Raw genomic sequence first — 16146 nt, 5'->3', positions numbered from 1 at the left:
AAGGGCGCCGCCCATCGGGTGCGCCCTTTTCAATGCCGATTAGTGGAGACTATCCGTCCTAGCGACGGCGGCGGGCCACCCGGTCGATCTCGGCCTGGACCTTCTCATCGACGATCGACGGCAGGTTCGAGTCGAGCCATTCCTTCAACATCGGACGCAGAAGAGCTCGCACCACGCCTTCCAGCGTGCGCCCTTCCTCGTCGGAGATCCGGATATTCTCGGCCAGGGTGTGGAAGGAGCCCATCGCGGCGGCGGCGGCGGGCTCGCTCATGATGCCGTCAGCCGTTTCATCCGCCAGGGCATCAAAATCGATCTCGGGCTCGGGCTCGGCCATGACCGGCTCGGGCTCCAGCTCGGACTCGGGCTCTTCGCGATCAACGATCATCAGATCATCATCAACCGCCATCGGATCGGTGCCCTCGTCTCCGGCATCGACGAGTTCGGTCAGTTCCAGCACATCATCACCGCCGGCATCGGCCACCGGTTCGTCGAACATCGCGTCGACATCGTCCTGGCTTTTCGGTTCATCGTCAGCCGGCGCAGCTTCGGCTTCGGCCTCGGCTTCCGCTGGTGCATCCTCATCGTCTTCATTGATGATGCGGCGGATCGAGGAGAGGATTTCCTCCATCGACGGTTCGTTTTCAGCGGCATCGGCCATGAGCGCCCAATTCCTTGTCTTCGGTCAGCGTCTGCAGAGCTTCACTGCAGCCCGGATCCATGATCGGCAACGGCAATCTGCCTCCGGCAGCTTCCCGTATCACGCGAATAAACCGGGCTGGAACTCGCCTGTCCAGCCCGTGACTCTGCGAAAACCCTAGTCCCAGGGCGTTAAGTCAAGGTTAGGGAAGCGCGATTCGCGGGAATCGGCCGCTGCCGCATCATAGATATCCACATCCAGCCCGAGACGCTCGGCCGAAGCCAGGCCCATGGCCTGCAACAAACGATAGCCGGCAACGAAGCTGTCACGCTCGGCCGTCACGAATGTCAGTCGCGATTCCAGCAGCTCCTGCTCGGCATTGAGAACGTCCAGCGTGGTGCGGATGCCGACGAATGCCTCCTGCTGGACACCATCGAGCGCAATCTCATTGGCGCGCACGGCCTGCCGGCTTGATTCGATCACGGTGAGCGAGGTCACATAACCGTACCAGGCATTGGTGACGGCTTCGGTGACCTGGCGGCGGGCTTCCCGGACCTGGTGGCGGGCCTGTTCTTCCTGGGCGACAGCGGCGCGAATGCGCGAGCGGTTCAGCCCGCCGGTGAAGATCGGCACCGACACCTGCCCCATGATCGAGGCGCTGTCGCGAACATCACCAGAAAAGCTGGAGTCGCGGGCCGACGACGCCGAAGCGGTGAGCGAGACCTCGGGCCGCAATGCGCCACGGGCGATACGAATGGCGTGCTGAGACGCCTCTTCACTATATCGGGCGGCCAGCAATTGCGGGCTGTTGTCGAATGCGTATTCCGCCGCATCGGCCAGATTGTCCGGCAGGCTGGGCAGCGCCGGCGGCGCGCTCAGTGAGGCGGCCGGCTGCCCTGTCACGCGCTCATACGCGGCCCGACTGGCAGCGAGCTGCGCCTGGGCCGCAGACAATTGCGCCTGCGCCAGGGACAGGCGGGCTTCGGCCTGCGACACGTCGGTCCGGGTGATCTCGCCGACCTCGAAACGGTCGCGCGCAGCCCGCAATTGCTGGGCCAGCACTTCCACATTGTTCTGTCGGATCTCGACGACATTTCCGTCGCGCCGAACGTCCATGAAAGTGGTGACGGCTTCGATCAATACAGTCTGTTCGGTGGCCCGAAGTGACTCGCGACCGGCCATGACAACCGCTGTTGCCTGATCGATGGCGCCATCGATCCGTCCACCGCGATAGATGGGCTGGCTGGCCGAGACACCGTAATTTTTCGGCGTTGCGTCTGATTCGAAACTGTTTGTCGTGTTGCTGACCTGGGAAAAGCTCTCGCCTTCCGAGTGCGACCGGGAAATCGACGCCGAAGCCGAAACGGTCGGCAAGCGCCCTGCGCGCGCCTGGACGCGGCCTTCGTCGGTCGCCCGCAAGCGAGCCCGCTCGGCCTGCAGGGTCGGGTTGGAATTATAGGCCAGCGCGAGGGTTTCCTCCAACGTCTGGGCCTGCCCTGTCCCGGCCAGCACCAGGGCTGATGCACCAGCTGCCAACACGAGCGCAAAACTTTTCAATCGCGACATTACGAACCCCTCTGACAGCACCGGACCCAAGCACGGTGCTCTTGTGCCTCATACTAACGCGTCACGCCGACCGATCCAGTGCCGACGACGTGGCTGGCCGAATTCCGACCATACGCCTGTCTAATCCGCATATAGGCACGGCAATGTTAAAAGTGAACACTGTTCACCCTGATATTTTTGTAACCCGCTTCGAAATGCGCCTGCTGGCGACCTCGGGATACCGGGCATGACACGTCCAGCACGCCGAATTCCGTCCCGAAGCCGCTGAATAATGTCAGAGCGCGAAACCGGCCTCGGCCTGAAACCCCGGCAAGGGGGCGACATGCGCGTCAAAGGCAACCCGTTCACCGATACCGGCTGCCGAACGGGTGAACACCGTCGCCTTGCCAATCGGGCCCTTGCGGATCACCGCAACCAGGCGCCCGCCCGGCGCCAGCTGATCGAACCAGGCTTGCGGCACAGAATCGATCGCACCATTGACGAAAATAACGTCGAACGGACCCTGCTTGGCGACTCCGGCCGCCAGGTCGCCCTCGATCACGACAGCATTGTCTGCGCCGGCATCGGACAACAGGCCGGACGCTCGCGACAGGCTGTCCTCGTCTGACTCAAGACCGACCACGGTGCCCGCCATTCGCGCCAGTACCGCCGTGGAATAGCCACGCGCGCAGGCGATATCGAGGACCAGCTCGTGCGGCTGGATATCAGCTGCATGGACCATTTTGGCAAAGTCACGCGGACGCATCAGCGACCGGGCATCACCGACTTGTACCTGGCCGTCCGAATAGGCCGATGCCCGCCGCGCGCGAGGCACGAAGAGATGCCGCGGAATATCGAGAAAGGCAGCGATCAAACGCCGGTCGGTGACATCGGACGGCCGGATCTGGCAATCCACCATCTGCTTGCGCGCGGTCTCGAATTCGCTCACGAGGCTCTCCCTGTCCAGGCCCGGTACCGATACTGTTGGCGCTGATATATCCCGGCATTGCGCACCCCGGCAAGCATGCCACTGCGTGCGCGGCGAAATGCCCCTGGGGCCGCCGCTGCGGGATCCGACCGTGGATGCCTGCCAATGAGGTGAGAAAGCCGGATTGCTCGCACCGCGCGACAGCGCTATAGCTCCCGGCTCACCAAGCTTGGCACCGTGGCGGAGTGGTGACGCAGCGGATTGCAAATCCGTGTACCCCGGTTCGATTCCGGGCGGTGCCTCCAAGCCTTCTCCCCGACATGACAGGACTAACGCCCGTGCGTCACCAGGCGATGGGTTCCGCGTTGTGGCCAGGGAAACGACCGCCGACAGACTTGCGTTCGACAATTAAAAGAACGTACGAGCCGGAGCCATGCCCTCCCCCAGCGTATCCTGATCGCTTGCTGATCAGCAAGAAAGAGAGCGCCTCGCGCAGGACTGCCCATAAATCGCTTGTCAGCCAGCAGGCCGTATCCGCTTCTTCAGCTCAAGGGTGAAACCGCGGAGCGGCGCCTGCGGCGCCCTTGACCTGAAGAAGCGGATACGGCGGTCTCTCGGCAAGCGGTTTGTGGCGGGGTATGTGCCGGAGGCGCGATAGGCAACGTGAATCGCGCGAGGCGATTTGCTGGACGGATAGGCTCTCGGCCGCTGGGATCAAGCCCAAGCACCACACCTCAAAACGCGATCGACTCGCCCTTGTGATCAAAGAAACCGCCGGTATCCGCGGCCGTCAGGCCGTCAATGACCGCGAGTATGTCGTCCGCCGCCTCGCCGGCCGAGCGCACGTCCAGCCCCGATTTCGAGAAAGGCTGGGACAGCGGCGTGTCGACGGTTCCCGGATGCAGGGCAACGCAGACGGCTTCCTTGCGGCGCCGGCCCAGCTCGATCGATGCACCGCGCACCAACTGGTTGAGCGCCGCCTTGGAGGCGCGATAGCTGTGCCAACCGCCCAGCCGGTTGTCGGATATCGACCCGACCCGCGCCGACAGGGTGGCGAAGACGGAGCGGCCGTCCCGGGGCAGGAGCGGCAGGATGTGCTGCATGAGGATCGCCGGACCGATGGCGTTGATCAGGAAGGCCTTGCTCATATGGTCAGGGTCTAGGTCACGCAGGCTGCGCTCCGGGCCGAACCGGTCGTCATGCAGGAAACCGGTCGCGTCGATGACCAGACGTATCTCGCCGGGCTGCTCGGCCAGCCAGCCTGCAGCGCGCTCGACAGATCCGATGTCGGTGAAATCAATTGCCGGGTCTGATTGTCGCGACAGGCTGATCACCCGGTCATAAGCGCCCTGTTGTTCGAGCGCCTCGACCAGCGCCGCACCAATGCCACCTCGCCCTCCGATCACCACCGCCAATTTCGTCATCACCCTGAACCTCTCGTCCTGCCATCCAGACTGGTCTGTCTCGGCCTGTCATACGTAGTCCGAACGTCACTGGATGATGGAGCCCGGCATGACTGACCTTGTTTTGGTGCTGGGCGACCAGCTTTCCCCCGACCTGCCCAGCCTGCGCCAAACCGCGCAGGACGAGGCTGATATCCTGATGGTCGAGGCGGTCAGCGAAACAGAATATGTCTGGCATCACCGCAAGAAGATCGTCCTGGTCCTCGCCGCCATGCGCCATTTCGCGGCCGAACTGGAAGCGAGGGGACGGCGGGTAATCTATCACCGGCTCGACCAGGCGAGGCCTTGCACCAGTTTCACCGATGCGGTCGAACTGGCGCTGGCGGAGGGGGCATACAAGCGCATCATCCTGACCGAACCGGGCGAGTGGCGACTGCGCGAGGAGTTCGAGGGCTGGCGGGACCGCTTCGATGTGCCGGTGGTGATTGTCGAGGACGACCGGTTCATCTGCAGCCATGACCGCTTCGATCGCTGGGCCGAGGGACGCAAGCAATTGCGAATGGAGTACTTCTATCGCGAGATGCGGCGCGAGACAGACCTGCTGATGGACGGCGACAAGCCGGCTGGCGGCAAGTGGAATTACGATGCAGAGAACCGCAAGCCAGCCGAATCCGACCTGTTCCTGCCGCGCCCGCACGCCGTCGAGCCGGACCAGACGACACAAGAAGTGCTCGACCTTGTGGCTTCACGCTTTCCTGATGGGTTCGGCGATATCGAGCCATTTCGCTTCGCCGTGACGCGGGTCGGGGCCGAGGCAGCGCTGGATCATTTCATCGACACCGCCCTGGCCGACTTCGGCCACTACCAAGATGCGATGCTGGCCGGCGAAGCTTTTCTCTATCACTCGCTTTTGTCGGCCTACATCAATATCGGACTGCTCGACCCGCTCGCCGTCTGCCGCCGGGTCGAGGCGGCCTGGCGCGCCGACAAGGCGCCGCTGAATGCGGCCGAAGGCTTCATCCGCCAGATCATCGGCTGGCGCGAATTTGTGCGCGGCATCTATTGGCGCGAAGGGCCGGACTATGTCCGCCGCAACGCGCTCAACGCAAAACGCCCCCTGCCCGATTTCTACTGGTCGGGCGAGACCGACATGGCCTGCCTCGCCGCCACGATCGACCAGACCCGCCGCGAGGCCTATGCCCACCATATCCAGCGCCTGATGGTGACCGGCACTTTCGCCATGATCGCCGGCATCGATCCGTACGCCGTGCACGAATGGTATCTCGCCGTCTATATCGACGCCTTCGAGTGGGTCGAGGCACCCAATGTGATCGGCATGTCGCAATTCGCCGATGGTGGGCTGCTGGCCTCCAAGCCCTATGCCGCCAGCGGTGCCTATATCGACCGGATGTCGAACTATTGCTCCGGCTGCCGTTTCGATGTGAAGGACAAGACCGGGCCAAACAGCTGCCCGTTCAATTCGCTGTACTGGGACTTCCTCGACCGCAATGCCGACACCTTGCGCGGCAATCCGCGGCTCGGCCCGGTCTATCGCAACTGGGACCGGATGAGCGATGACAGACGCCAAGCCTATCGCGACCGGGCCCGCGACGTCCTCGACACGCTCTAGCTCAGCGCGCCCGACGACATCGCTGCGAGCAAAATCTCACCTCATTCCAGACCAACGCCCATTTGCGACGCCACTCGAAGGGGCGCCCGCAAGCGGCACAGGTTTTGGCGGGCTTTGGTTTTCGCTTGGACTGGCGGCTCATCAAGCCGGAGATAGGGCCCGGCGCGTCACGGGAAAGTCAGACCTCGTCGGCCTGGCGTCCGGTTGGCACCCCTGCCTTGTCGAGCTCGGCGTCCAGGCGGCCGGTCAGGAAACAGCCATACATGCGGTAATCGGCAACCAGCGACCACAGCGGATAGGTGAAGGTCGCCGGCTTGTTGCGCTCGACGAAGGCATGACTGACCCAGGCGAAGAAATAGCCCGAGACCGGAACGGCGGCCAAAAGCCACCAGGTCTGTGTCACCAGCGCGTAGATCAAGACCGCAATGGCCAGGGTCGAGCCGACAAAGTGCCAGGTACGGGTCCAGAGCTTGGCGTGCTCTTGCAGATAGAAGGGCCAGAAGGACTGGAATGTGGCGTGCTCGCGCATGGTCATCTCCGGTGATTCGCCCGCCCGGTGCCCGGACTGGCAGTTCGCAAAGCCCAGACCGGGCCGGGTCATGGTGAATGAATCGTCTCGACTTATCCACGCATTTCCATGAATCCATTAGGAATTCGGCAATGACGATAAACCAAATGCCTAATTTGGCCTCACCCATTAACCCGTCCTTAAGGGTTCAGGCCCGATTTTAGGGGCGTCTTCCCGTGAAGACACCCCACCATCCACCCAATGCCTTTTCGGGAGCCCTCGCGGCTCCCGATTTTTTTTGCACACAGTTTGCGCTTCTTGCGCAGCAGGGTGCTTGCGCCCGGAGCAAAAGCTCTGATAAAAGCCGGGCCTCGCTTGAGAGACGGTATTCCTCGGTAGCTCAGTTGGTAGAGCAGGTGACTGTTAATCACCGGGTCGGCGGTTCGAGCCCGTCCCGAGGAGCCACTCTCGAGAGACACCCCTGAAAAGGGGTCGACAAGCCCGCCACCCGGCGGGCTTTTTCGTGGCCGAAACGCCCTACTCCAACCGCTCGTCCAACGCTCGCGCCGCCTGGAAAAAGCGCTCCCGCAATTCGCCGGCATGCGGGTTGTGACGCTCGATGGCGCGGAACAGCTCATCGCTGTCACCGGCGACCAGATCCGCGGCCTGTTTGAGCAGGTCATAGCTGCGCGTCGTGTAGGGCGCGGTCGGCAGATCCAGGTCGGTGATGACCTTTGACACCAGATGGGTCAGCGCCTGCACGCTGGCCATGGTGCGGTCATGGGTATCGGCGTCAGAGATGTGAACGTGCAGACGCAGATCGTCGCGCAGAAAGTCGGCGACACAAGACGAATCAACGCCCGGTTCGGGACACAGGACGATAGACTGGCCCTCCAGACCGCCTGCCGCACTTTGCGGTCCGAACAGCGGGTGGGTGCCCAGGATGCACGTTCCGGTCGGCAAATGCGCCCGCATCGCCGCCATCGGCTTGAGCTTGACCGAAGCCACATCGAGGACCAGCGCGCCCTCCGGCAGGTGCGGGGCGATCTGTTGGCAGGCCTCCGCGATCAGTTGGACGGGCACTGCAAGGATGACGACCGGCCGCGACGCTGCCTCGGCCAACGGGGCACAGGCAATACCATCCATGTCCGCAATCGCCGGGTCATGGGCGACCAGGTCGAGATGCGGTGAGAGATGGGCTGCTGCGAGGCGTCCGAACGCACCCAGGCCAATCAGGCCGACAGCGGTCGTGTCGCTCATGCCGCAACCTCGCGTGCCCTGGCCAGCGCTGCGACAACGCGGTCGACTTCGCGCGATCCGCGCCATATCCGCCAGAAGAGGTAGAGAATTCCAACCGACACAAGGCTCGCAGTTGCCCGATAGATGGCAACCAGACCGGAAACCACAAGATTGGCCGGATTGTTTTCGAGCGGGGCAAAACCCAATCCGAACACTTCCGGCACATCGCCAAGCGCGCCGCGAAAGACCTGGTCTGCGAGGAATGTGAGGATAGCGGGAATGGAGGCCGGATACCCTGCCGCACCGGCAACCGGGTCGGCATAGCCGGGCAGCAGCCAGTTGTGCGACCAGATGATCGTGAACAGCAGCAAAGACGGCCCACCAATCCCGAGGACAAGCAGGCCGGCCGCACGCAAAAAGGCTTGGGCACGCGCTCTGTCACGGGTCGCATGCAACTCCGCAATACGCCGGTCAATCGACTCGGGCCGCTTGGGCGCGCGGCCGGGTTTTCGCAGCAATAATTCGCTTTCCCGAAAGCCATCCAGAATCTTCAACTGGTGGCGCGCCAGTCCGACAAAGCCGACAAACCCGAGGGCCAATGCGATCCACGCATAGATACGCTGCGCCTCCACGGACGTCACCGCGCTGCCAAAGCCGCTGGCCCGAAAAGCCAACCAACCATCCACAACCATGTCCATGAGACGCCCCCGCGCTGCTGTCGCCAGACTAGGCAGACGGACGGCAAAGACAATGTCTATTCGGCGACCGGAACCGCTACAGGGCCGACCACAGCGGCGGATACCGCCTCGCTCTGGCGGCGCCACATGTCGGCGTAGAGACCGCCGCGAGCGAGGAGTTCGTCATGGCTGCCGGTTTCGGCGACCCGCCCGGCATCGAGCACGAAAATCCGGTCGGCGCCGGCAATGGTCGACAATCGGTGGGCGACGGCGATGGTGGTGCGCCCCGCGGCCGCCTCGCTCAGGGCGGCCTGCACCTCGCTCTCGGTCTGGCTGTCGAGCGCCGAGGTGGCCTCGTCGAGAATCAGGACGGCCGGGTCTTTCAGGATCGCCCGGGCCAGACCGACCCGCTGTTTCTCACCGCCAGAGAGTTTCAGCCCGCGCTCGCCGACCCGTGTCTCCAACCCGTCCGGTAGCCCGGCGACAAAATCGCTGAGATGGGCCCGCTTGAGCACGTCGGCGATCTCGGCCTCGCTGGCTTCCGGCTTGCCATAGATCACATTGGCCCGCAGCGTGTCGTTGAACAGCACCACGTCCTGCGGCACCAGGCCCAGCGCATCGCGCAGGCTGGCCTGGGCAATCGAACGCAGGTCCTGGCCGTCGATCGAGACCGATCCCTGCTCGGGATCATAAAAGCGGAACAGCAGGCGCAACACGGTCGACTTGCCGGCCCCGGACGGCCCGCAAATGCCGACAAAACTGCCGGCCGGAATGTCCATCGACACACCGCCCAGCGAGCGCGAGCGGCCATCATGGGTAAAGCCCACATCGTCAAAGCGCACCGCACCGCCCTGAAGGGCCAATGGGCGGGCGTTCGGCGCGTCGGCGACATCGGGTTTCAGCGCCAGCGTCTCATAGACCCGCTCCATGTCGACCGCGCCCTGCTTGATCTCGCGATAGGCCCAGCCAAGGATGTTGAGCGGCTGGTAGATATTCATCAGCACCAGCGTCACCGCCGCCACATCGCCAGCGCCCAGCACGCCGTTGAACGCCTTCCAGCCGGCCGTCAGGGCCATCGCCAGCAGGCCGGCATTCATGATCAGTGCCTGCAGGCCGTTGAGCAGGGCGAGCGACGACTGCGACTTAGCCGCCGCCCCGGCATAGCGCTTCATCGCGCCATTATAGGCATCGCTCTCGCGCTCTTCGGCGGCAAAGGCTTTCACGGTTTCGAAGTTGATCAGCCCGTCAACGGCGCGGGCGGAGGCTTCATTGTCGGCATCATTCATCTGCCGGCGTATGCCGACGCGCCATTCGGTCATCGACCAGGTCAGCGCCATGTAGATGATGATGGTGACCACCGCGATGACCGCGAATTCCCAGCCGTAATTGGCGCTGAGCACAATCGCCGCCAGGGTCAGCTCGAACAGGGTCGGCGCGATGTTGAAGATCAGGAAGCGCATCAGGAAATCAACGGCGCGGGCGCCGCGCTCGATGATCCGCTGGAGCGCGCCGGTGCGCTTGGTCTGGTGGTAGCCGATCGACAGGCTCTGGACATGGGCGAATGCCCGTACGGCGGTCAGGCGCTGGGCGTCCTGGCTGACCGGCGCAAACATGGCGTCGCGCAATTGCGGCGCACCGACCGAGAGGAAACGCGCCGCCGCATAGGCGATGAAAGCCAGGGTAAAGGTGGTCAGCAGGCCCGGCCACAAGGTGCTGATCTGGCCCGCCTGCGAGGCCGGAGCATTGCCCGTCGCGTCAACAATCAGGTTGATGCCGTCACCGAACAGGATCGGCGCCGCCACCGAGAACAGCTTGGCAATGATGGTCAGGACCAGCGCCAGCCCCATGCGGAAGCGCCATTTCGCCATCTCCGGCGAGGCCAGCAACGCAAATAGCCGCCACATCGTCTTGCCGAGCGAGCCTTGCGGCGCTTGCTTGGCGTCTTCCGCGCTATCGGGAGCTGTCGGTTTCATTGTGGGCAGAGATAGGGCGTCGGTGACGCAAGCGCCAGAGGAGAGGCTGCGACCGCGGGCAGGCACCATCGCCGCCCATCCAAACACCACACCGCGCGTCATCCCACGGGGATCGCGCAGCGAGCATCCGGGGGGATGACCGTGAAGTATCGTAATTCGAAAGTCCGCGCGGTCGCTCAGAGAGCCCCATACAACGCTTGCCGGGAGCTCGCCTCAGGGGTTCTGCCGCGTCAAGGTGCATGCCCGCGTTGCGGCGCCGAAGGCGACCTTGACGCGGCTGAACCCCTGAGGCCCCTTGGCTGGCATGAGATGAATGAATGCCTGCGCGCTAACACGCGGCCCCTCGACATTCGGCTGGCGCGGTCCACGCTTCACAATCATAGCAAAGGACTTTCGACTCTGCCCCATCACCAATTCGTTGAACCCAGCCGTCACCGCTCAACCCCGCCTCGAAGCGCCAGACTTCGTCGTCAACAATCACTTGGCCCGTCAATCGGCAAGCCTGCCAAAGCTGTTCGTGGTGCCAGCGAGGACCGGATACCCTTTCACCGACCGAGACAAATTCGCGTGCGTGCGCGATCAGTGTCGCTTGATCGCTTTCGGTGCCGTTTTCGGTCGCGCAAGCACTTCCGACTTCGACCCATTCAACAGCGTCATCAGGCGGAAGCTCGATCACCCTACCCGTCTTCACCCGGTGCTTCGAGCACCTGTCCGGGATAGATCAGGTTGGGGTCGCGGATCTGGTCGCGATTGGCCTCGTAGATGACGGTGTATTGCACACCTTCGCCATACAGGCGCCGGGCCAGGCGCCAGAGCGAATTGCCCGGCTGCACAACAACCGAATTGGGCCCCATGTTGAGATCTTCCGCGGCGACGCGCTCGAACGGCAGAACGATTACGGCGCTGACCTGGCCATCCTCGTCGACCTGGTCGATCTGAAGGTCGTAGACACCCGGAGCCAGAAGCGCACCGGCCTGCAGGTTCCAGCGGCCATTGCGACCGACCGTGGCTTCACCGACCAGGGCACCATTGGCGAAGATACGCACCGTGGTGCCGGCATCGGCTCGGCCGGAGAAGATGACCGCACCGGTCTCGTCATAATCGACAGTTTCGAGAACCAGCGGGCCCATCTCGGAATTGGAGCAGGACGGGCATTGCCAGACACGGCTGGCCTCACCCGGACGGCCGACCACGACCAGCGGCGTCGGGCCGCGCTGTTCGGGGATGGATACGACAACAACCTGGTCGGACCGCAGCTCGCGTCCGTCCTGCGCGGTCATCAGCAGGGACAGCTCGACAGCGCCCGATGGCAGCGGGTCCTGCAGGATGATCGCCCACTCGCCACGCTCATCGATGAGCATGTGATCGGTGCGACCATCGCTGCTGTCAAATTCGAGCACGTCGTCATTGGCCAGAAGCCGGATCGAGGCGCCCGGTTCGCCGCGTCCAGCGATCACAGCCGTGCCGGCCGGCGCGACCCGAACGATGTCAAAGACCGGCGCCGCCAGCATGGCGGCGCTGGGGTCGGGCTCTGCGACCGTGCCAGCGGGGGACACAGGATTGCCGACGACCGGCCCGCCTGCGCTGTCCTCGACCGGCCCCGGACGATACATGATGAAGGCCAGCGCGGCGGCGATCGCCAGCGCGGCAAGGGCTGCAGCGATGATAAACGACCGCGTGGCGGTCATGGCCTGTCTCCTGTCATCCATCAGCCAAAGTACGAATATGTACTCCGGCGCTCAAGAACTGGATGCAATCCTCGCGCCGCCGACCTTCGGCAATTAGCATCCCGATCCGATAAAGCAAATATGAGTGATGTCACGATGGCAAAACTAAGGTCGATTGGTGTCTTCTGCGGATCACGGATGGGTGAACGCCAATCCTACGCTGGCGCGGCGGCTGGGGTCGGATGCGCGATCGCGCAGTCGGGCTGCCGCCTGGTTTATGGCGGCGGCGATGTCGGTCTGATGGGGATCGCCGCCTCGACAGCCGCGGCGGAAGGCGGCGCGGTGCATGGCATCATTCCCGGCTTCCTGATTGCCCGTGAGGGCCATCTTGACGGCGTCGAGATCAAGATCGTCGAGACGATGAGCGAGCGAAAGAGCCTGCTCATCGCCGAGAGTGACGCCTATATCATCCTGCCCGGCGGTACCGGGACGCTGGAGGAAGTGTTCGACGTCATCTCGCGCCAGCAGCTGGGCCTGCAGGACAAGCCGATCGTCTTCCTCAACACGGACGGTTTCTGGGCCCCCTTCATCGACCTGATCGCCCACACGGTGCGCGAAGGGTTCACGCCTCAGTCACTGGCCGATCATGTCGAGCTGATTGACGACGCAGAGGTCGCAATCAAGCGCATCATCTCCCAGCTGGACAGGCAGGATTCGGCGAGGACCGACAGCGCGGACTGATCAGTCCGCCTCTCCATGCGGGTCGAACACGTCCTCGATAGTCAGGTCAAAGGCGCCGGCCAGAGCAAAGGCGAGCGTGAGAGACGGGTCGTGCTTGCCCGTCTCGACCGCATTGATCGCCTGACGGGACACGCCGACACGTTCGCCCAGCTCCGCCTGGCTCCAGCGCCGCTCGGCGCGCAGGACGCGGAGACGGTTCCTCACCGGTACACCACGTATTTCTGGAAACAGCCAACCAGACCCCACAGACCGATCAGGGCCGGGAAGATCCAGATCGTGGGGACGGGCGGCAAGCCAAGCGCCCCTTCCAGAAAGCCATAGGCAAAGCTGCCAAAGCCCAAAAGCAGCGCCGAAATGATCATCGCTTCGGCCAGGATGCGCTGCTTGAATTCGTCCAGCGAGCGATAGAAGACGATCACCGCCCACAGGGCAAACAGGCCGGGGATGACCGGCAGCAGCGCGACAACGCCGCGGACCAGTGGGCCGGTCTCATTGGCGCCGAGCCAGGTCACCGAGCCGATCAGGACCAGCATGTAGGCCAGCATCGAGCCGCCGAAGCGGATCATGTAGAGGCGTGCGTTCTTCGCCATGATCAATTCTCCCCTTCAGGGCGCCCGATGACAGCGCCCAGAGCCGAGCGGAACAGGTCCGGCTGGTCGAGCATGATGAAATGGCGCGAGTCATCAACCCGCATCAGCTCAACCTGCGCCAGACCGGCATATTGGCCTGCATAGACAGATTCGAGTTGCTCCGCGCTCATCGGCGATCCCTCGCTCCAGGCGAACATCACCGTCACCGGCACCGACACTTGCGGCAGGACCGCGCTGTAATCCGAGCCCATCACCTCGCCCATGGCCGCGCTGACAACGGCCTGGTCGGCCATTTCCATCCAGCCCATCACCCGGGCCTGACCCTCGGTCGTGATCGACTGCACCGGCAGGCCCTGACGCGACATGGTCAGGAATTGCTCACGCGGTGCTGCTGCCATCTGCGCCGACATGCCCGCCGCATAGGCAGACGCCTGGTCCGCCGTGATCGCCGGATTGAACAGGCGAGCAAAGAAGGGGGCGCTGTCGACCACGACAACCGCGCCTACCTGATCAGGCGCCTGCGCGGCCAGCTGCAGCGCGATCTGTGCACCCATGGAGTGACCGACCAGCACCGCGTCTTCGATATTCTCGGCCTCCAGCCAGGCAGCCAGATCGGCCACCGCGCTGCCAACCACGCCAGCCTCACCGCGCGGGACCGCCGGGACGTCGCCGAACCCTGCCAGTGTCACGACATGGGCATCCACACTGTCGCCAAGGGTCGCGACGGTGTCGGTCCAGACCTCACCCGGTGTTGCCAGGCCAGGAATGAGAACCAGATCGCGGCCAGCGGGCGAACCCAAGCGCTCCACCTGCACCGACGCCGACATCACCGGATCGGGCCCCTGCCCGTCAGCCTGCGACCCGATGGCGCCGACCACGCTCGCCATCACAATTGCGATCCAGGCACCGATACTGATCTTTCCGTTCCCACCAGCTTTCATCATTTGCTCCATCAGCTTTGCATGACTTAGTGTCATGTCAACCTGACACTACGGAGCGTAGAAGTCAAGACAACCTGACAAAGTGAAATGAAAACATGTCAAATTGTCAGGGCAAGGATGCTCGGCGCAACCCTGCCCGGGTTGTCATCCCTGATGAACGCCCCGCGAAGGCGGGGCGAAGTCAGGGACCTATATGTGGCAGATAGTTGGGTCCCCGCCTTGCGTCCGGCCTGCGCCGGACATTCAGCGGGGATGACAAGACGCGTGAAAGCGCTGACCGAGCCGGAAGGCTAGGCCGCCTCACCCGCGAGACGCTTGAGCACCTTGTCGCGACCGATCAGGGGCAGCAACACTGCCATTTCGGGACCCCGGGCCTCACCGGTCAGCATCAGGCGCAGCGGCATGAAGAGCTGCTTGCCCTTGCGGCCGGTCGCCTCCTTGAGGGCATTGGTCCAGGCCGACCAGCTGTCACCATCGAGCTCACCGGCGGGCAGGTGCTGCGCGGCGGCTTCGGCATAGTCCGCCTCTTCGATCACCGGCGTCACCGGACCATCGATCAGCACGGCCCACGCCTTGGCATCGGCCATGACGTCCAGATTGGGGCGCACGGCTTCCCAAACGGCTTCACCCTTGTCGGCCCCAAGCGCGGCCAGCTTCGGCTGGGCGTTGGCATAGGGCATGGCATGCAGCAGCTTGGCATTCACGCGCTTCAGCTCTTCATCATCAAAGCGGGCCGGCGAGCGGGACAGCTTGCCCAGGTCAAAGCCTTCCAGAATGCCCTCGACATCGGCAAAGGCCTCGACCGGGTCCGAGGTGCCGATGCGGGCCAGCAGCGACATGATCGCCATCGGCTCCAGCCCATCGACATCACGCAAATCGGCAATACCCAGCGAGCCCGTCCGCTTGGACAGCTTGCCGCCATCAGCGCCGACCAGCAGCGCCTGGTGACCAAAGATCGGGGCCTTGCCGCCAAGCGCTTCGAAAATCTCGATCTGGGCGCCGGAATTGGTGGTGTGGTCCTCGCCGCGGATGATGTGGGTGATCTCCGACTCGATATCATCCAGCACGCTGGGCAGGGTGTAGAGGAAGGAGCCGTCCTCGCGGATCAGGATCGGGTCAGACAGCGACGACGTCTCGATCGAGACGGGTCCACGCACCATGTCGTCCCACTGGACCGGATTGCCTGACAGCTTGAAACGCCAATGCGGCTTGCGGCCCTCGGCCTCGAAGGCGGCCTTCTCGGCGTCGGTCAGGTCCAGGGCGGCGCGGTCATAGACCGGCGGCCGGCCATTGGCCATTTGCAGGCGGCGTTTGCGGTCGAGATCCTCGCCGGTTTCATAACAGGGATAGAGCAGCCCCTTGGCTTTCAAGGTCTCGGCGGCGGCCTCATAGCGGTCAAACCGGTCCGACTGCTTGAAGGTCTCGTCCCAGGAAATGCCCAGCCAGGTCAGGTCGGCGCGAATGCCGTCCTCATAGGCCTGGGTCGAGCGCTCGACATCGGTATCGTCAATGCGCAGCACAAAAGTGCCCCCGGCCTTGCGCGCGAACAGATAGTTGAAAATCGCGGTGCGAACATTGCCGACATGAAGCTTGCCGGTCGGGCTGGGCGCAAAACGGACTTTGGTCATCGACGTGGAGCCTCACAGAGATTGAGGCGCAGGGCTTAG

At 63.7% G+C, this 16146-nt stretch carries 16 protein-coding genes and 2 tRNA genes; 4 read left to right on the top strand and 14 right to left on the bottom strand.

Annotated elements, in window-relative coordinates; genetic code table 11:
• Positions 1 to 58 precede the first annotated feature (58 nt).
• The 3 genes from ACN0X9_RS12565 to ACN0X9_RS12555 all read right to left on the bottom strand — a co-directional run bounded on the left by ACN0X9_RS12565 (position 59) and on the right by ACN0X9_RS12555 (position 3131).
• A complete protein-coding gene (locus tag ACN0X9_RS12565) occupies positions 59 to 658 on the bottom strand; it encodes a DUF2497 domain-containing protein (protein ID WP_417487919.1) in 600 nt (199 codons plus the stop codon).
• Between the two features lie 156 nt (positions 659 to 814).
• Positions 815 to 2203 carry a TolC family outer membrane protein gene (locus tag ACN0X9_RS12560; RefSeq protein ID WP_417487918.1) on the bottom strand — a complete coding sequence of 463 codons (1389 nt, stop codon included), beginning with the start codon at positions 2201 to 2203 and terminating at the stop codon, positions 815 to 817.
• Between the two features lie 274 nt (positions 2204 to 2477).
• Positions 2478 to 3131, bottom strand: a complete 654-nt coding sequence (locus ACN0X9_RS12555; RefSeq protein ID WP_417487917.1) for a protein-L-isoaspartate O-methyltransferase family protein — start codon at positions 3129 to 3131, stop codon at positions 2478 to 2480.
• A gap of 210 nt (positions 3132 to 3341) precedes the next feature.
• Between ACN0X9_RS12555 and ACN0X9_RS12550 the strand changes: the two genes are divergently transcribed.
• Positions 3342 to 3415, top strand: a tRNA-Cys gene (locus tag ACN0X9_RS12550).
• 429 nt (positions 3416 to 3844) lie between these two features.
• Here the strand turns inward: ACN0X9_RS12550 and ACN0X9_RS12545 are convergent.
• The gene (locus ACN0X9_RS12545; protein ID WP_417487916.1) at positions 3845 to 4534 is read right to left on the bottom strand and encodes an SDR family NAD(P)-dependent oxidoreductase; all 690 of its coding nucleotides are present in this window, start codon (positions 4532 to 4534) and stop codon (positions 3845 to 3847) included.
• A gap of 88 nt (positions 4535 to 4622) precedes the next feature.
• On the opposite strand from ACN0X9_RS12545, the gene ACN0X9_RS12540 reads away from it, so the two are divergent.
• Positions 4623 to 6143 (top strand): cryptochrome/photolyase family protein, encoded by a 1521-nt coding sequence (locus tag ACN0X9_RS12540; protein ID WP_417487915.1) that lies wholly within the window; start codon positions 4623 to 4625, stop codon positions 6141 to 6143.
• Position 6144: 1 nt separating this feature from the next.
• On the opposite strand, the gene ACN0X9_RS12535 is transcribed toward ACN0X9_RS12540, so the two are convergent.
• Both ACN0X9_RS12535 and ACN0X9_RS12530 read right to left on the bottom strand, forming a co-directional pair.
• Positions 6145 to 6285, bottom strand: coding sequence for a DUF2256 domain-containing protein (locus ACN0X9_RS12535; RefSeq protein ID WP_417487914.1), 141 nt, complete (start codon positions 6283 to 6285; stop codon positions 6145 to 6147).
• Positions 6286 to 6321: 36 nt separating this feature from the next.
• Entirely contained in the window at positions 6322 to 6672 is a 351-nt protein-coding gene (locus ACN0X9_RS12530; RefSeq protein ID WP_417487913.1) for an Mpo1-like protein, read from the bottom strand.
• A gap of 368 nt (positions 6673 to 7040) precedes the next feature.
• On the opposite strand from ACN0X9_RS12530, the gene ACN0X9_RS12525 reads away from it, so the two are divergent.
• Positions 7041 to 7116 (top strand) — tRNA-Asn (locus ACN0X9_RS12525).
• A 72-nt stretch (positions 7117 to 7188) separates the two neighbouring features.
• On the opposite strand, the gene ACN0X9_RS12520 is transcribed toward ACN0X9_RS12525, so the two are convergent.
• The 4 genes from ACN0X9_RS12520 to ACN0X9_RS12505 form a co-directional block, all read right to left on the bottom strand.
• Complete coding sequence (locus ACN0X9_RS12520; protein ID WP_417487912.1) at positions 7189 to 7911, bottom strand: prephenate dehydrogenase/arogenate dehydrogenase family protein; 723 nt, start codon at positions 7909 to 7911, stop codon at positions 7189 to 7191.
• A complete protein-coding gene (locus tag ACN0X9_RS12515; protein ID WP_417487911.1) occupies positions 7908 to 8588 on the bottom strand; it encodes a hypothetical protein in 681 nt (226 codons plus the stop codon). Before ACN0X9_RS12515 ends, ACN0X9_RS12520 begins: the two co-directional genes overlap by 4 nt.
• Positions 8589 to 8644: 56 nt before the next feature.
• Entirely contained in the window at positions 8645 to 10540 is a 1896-nt protein-coding gene (locus ACN0X9_RS12510; protein WP_417487910.1) for an ABCB family ABC transporter ATP-binding protein/permease, read from the bottom strand.
• A gap of 677 nt (positions 10541 to 11217) precedes the next feature.
• Complete coding sequence (locus ACN0X9_RS12505; protein WP_417487909.1) at positions 11218 to 12228, bottom strand: LysM peptidoglycan-binding domain-containing protein; 1011 nt, start codon at positions 12226 to 12228, stop codon at positions 11218 to 11220.
• A gap of 120 nt (positions 12229 to 12348) precedes the next feature.
• On the opposite strand from ACN0X9_RS12505, the gene ACN0X9_RS12500 reads away from it, so the two are divergent.
• The gene (locus tag ACN0X9_RS12500) at positions 12349 to 12948 is read left to right on the top strand and encodes a TIGR00730 family Rossman fold protein (protein WP_417487908.1); all 600 of its coding nucleotides are present in this window, start codon (positions 12349 to 12351) and stop codon (positions 12946 to 12948) included.
• Here the strand turns inward: ACN0X9_RS12500 and ACN0X9_RS12495 are convergent, their stop codons facing one another.
• The 4 genes from ACN0X9_RS12495 to gltX all read right to left on the bottom strand — a co-directional run bounded on the left by ACN0X9_RS12495 (position 12949) and on the right by gltX (position 16107).
• Complete coding sequence (locus ACN0X9_RS12495; RefSeq protein ID WP_417487907.1) at positions 12949 to 13152, bottom strand: helix-turn-helix transcriptional regulator; 204 nt, start codon at positions 13150 to 13152, stop codon at positions 12949 to 12951.
• Positions 13149 to 13538 (bottom strand): hypothetical protein, encoded by a 390-nt coding sequence (locus ACN0X9_RS12490; RefSeq protein ID WP_417487906.1) that lies wholly within the window; start codon positions 13536 to 13538, stop codon positions 13149 to 13151. The genes ACN0X9_RS12495 and ACN0X9_RS12490 overlap by 4 nt, the downstream gene beginning before the upstream one ends.
• Before the next feature lie 2 nt (positions 13539 to 13540).
• Entirely contained in the window at positions 13541 to 14479 is a 939-nt protein-coding gene (locus tag ACN0X9_RS12485; RefSeq protein WP_417487905.1) for an alpha/beta fold hydrolase, read from the bottom strand.
• 290 nt (positions 14480 to 14769) lie between these two features.
• Complete coding sequence (gene gltX, locus ACN0X9_RS12480) at positions 14770 to 16107, bottom strand: glutamate--tRNA ligase (RefSeq protein ID WP_417487904.1); 1338 nt, start codon at positions 16105 to 16107, stop codon at positions 14770 to 14772.
• Positions 16108 to 16146 lie beyond the last annotated feature (39 nt).

Source organism: Maricaulis sp. (assembly GCF_048268525.1).
Taxonomy (GTDB): domain Bacteria; phylum Pseudomonadota; class Alphaproteobacteria; order Caulobacterales; family Maricaulaceae; genus Maricaulis.
This window is presented reverse-complemented; position numbering and strand designations above follow the sequence as displayed.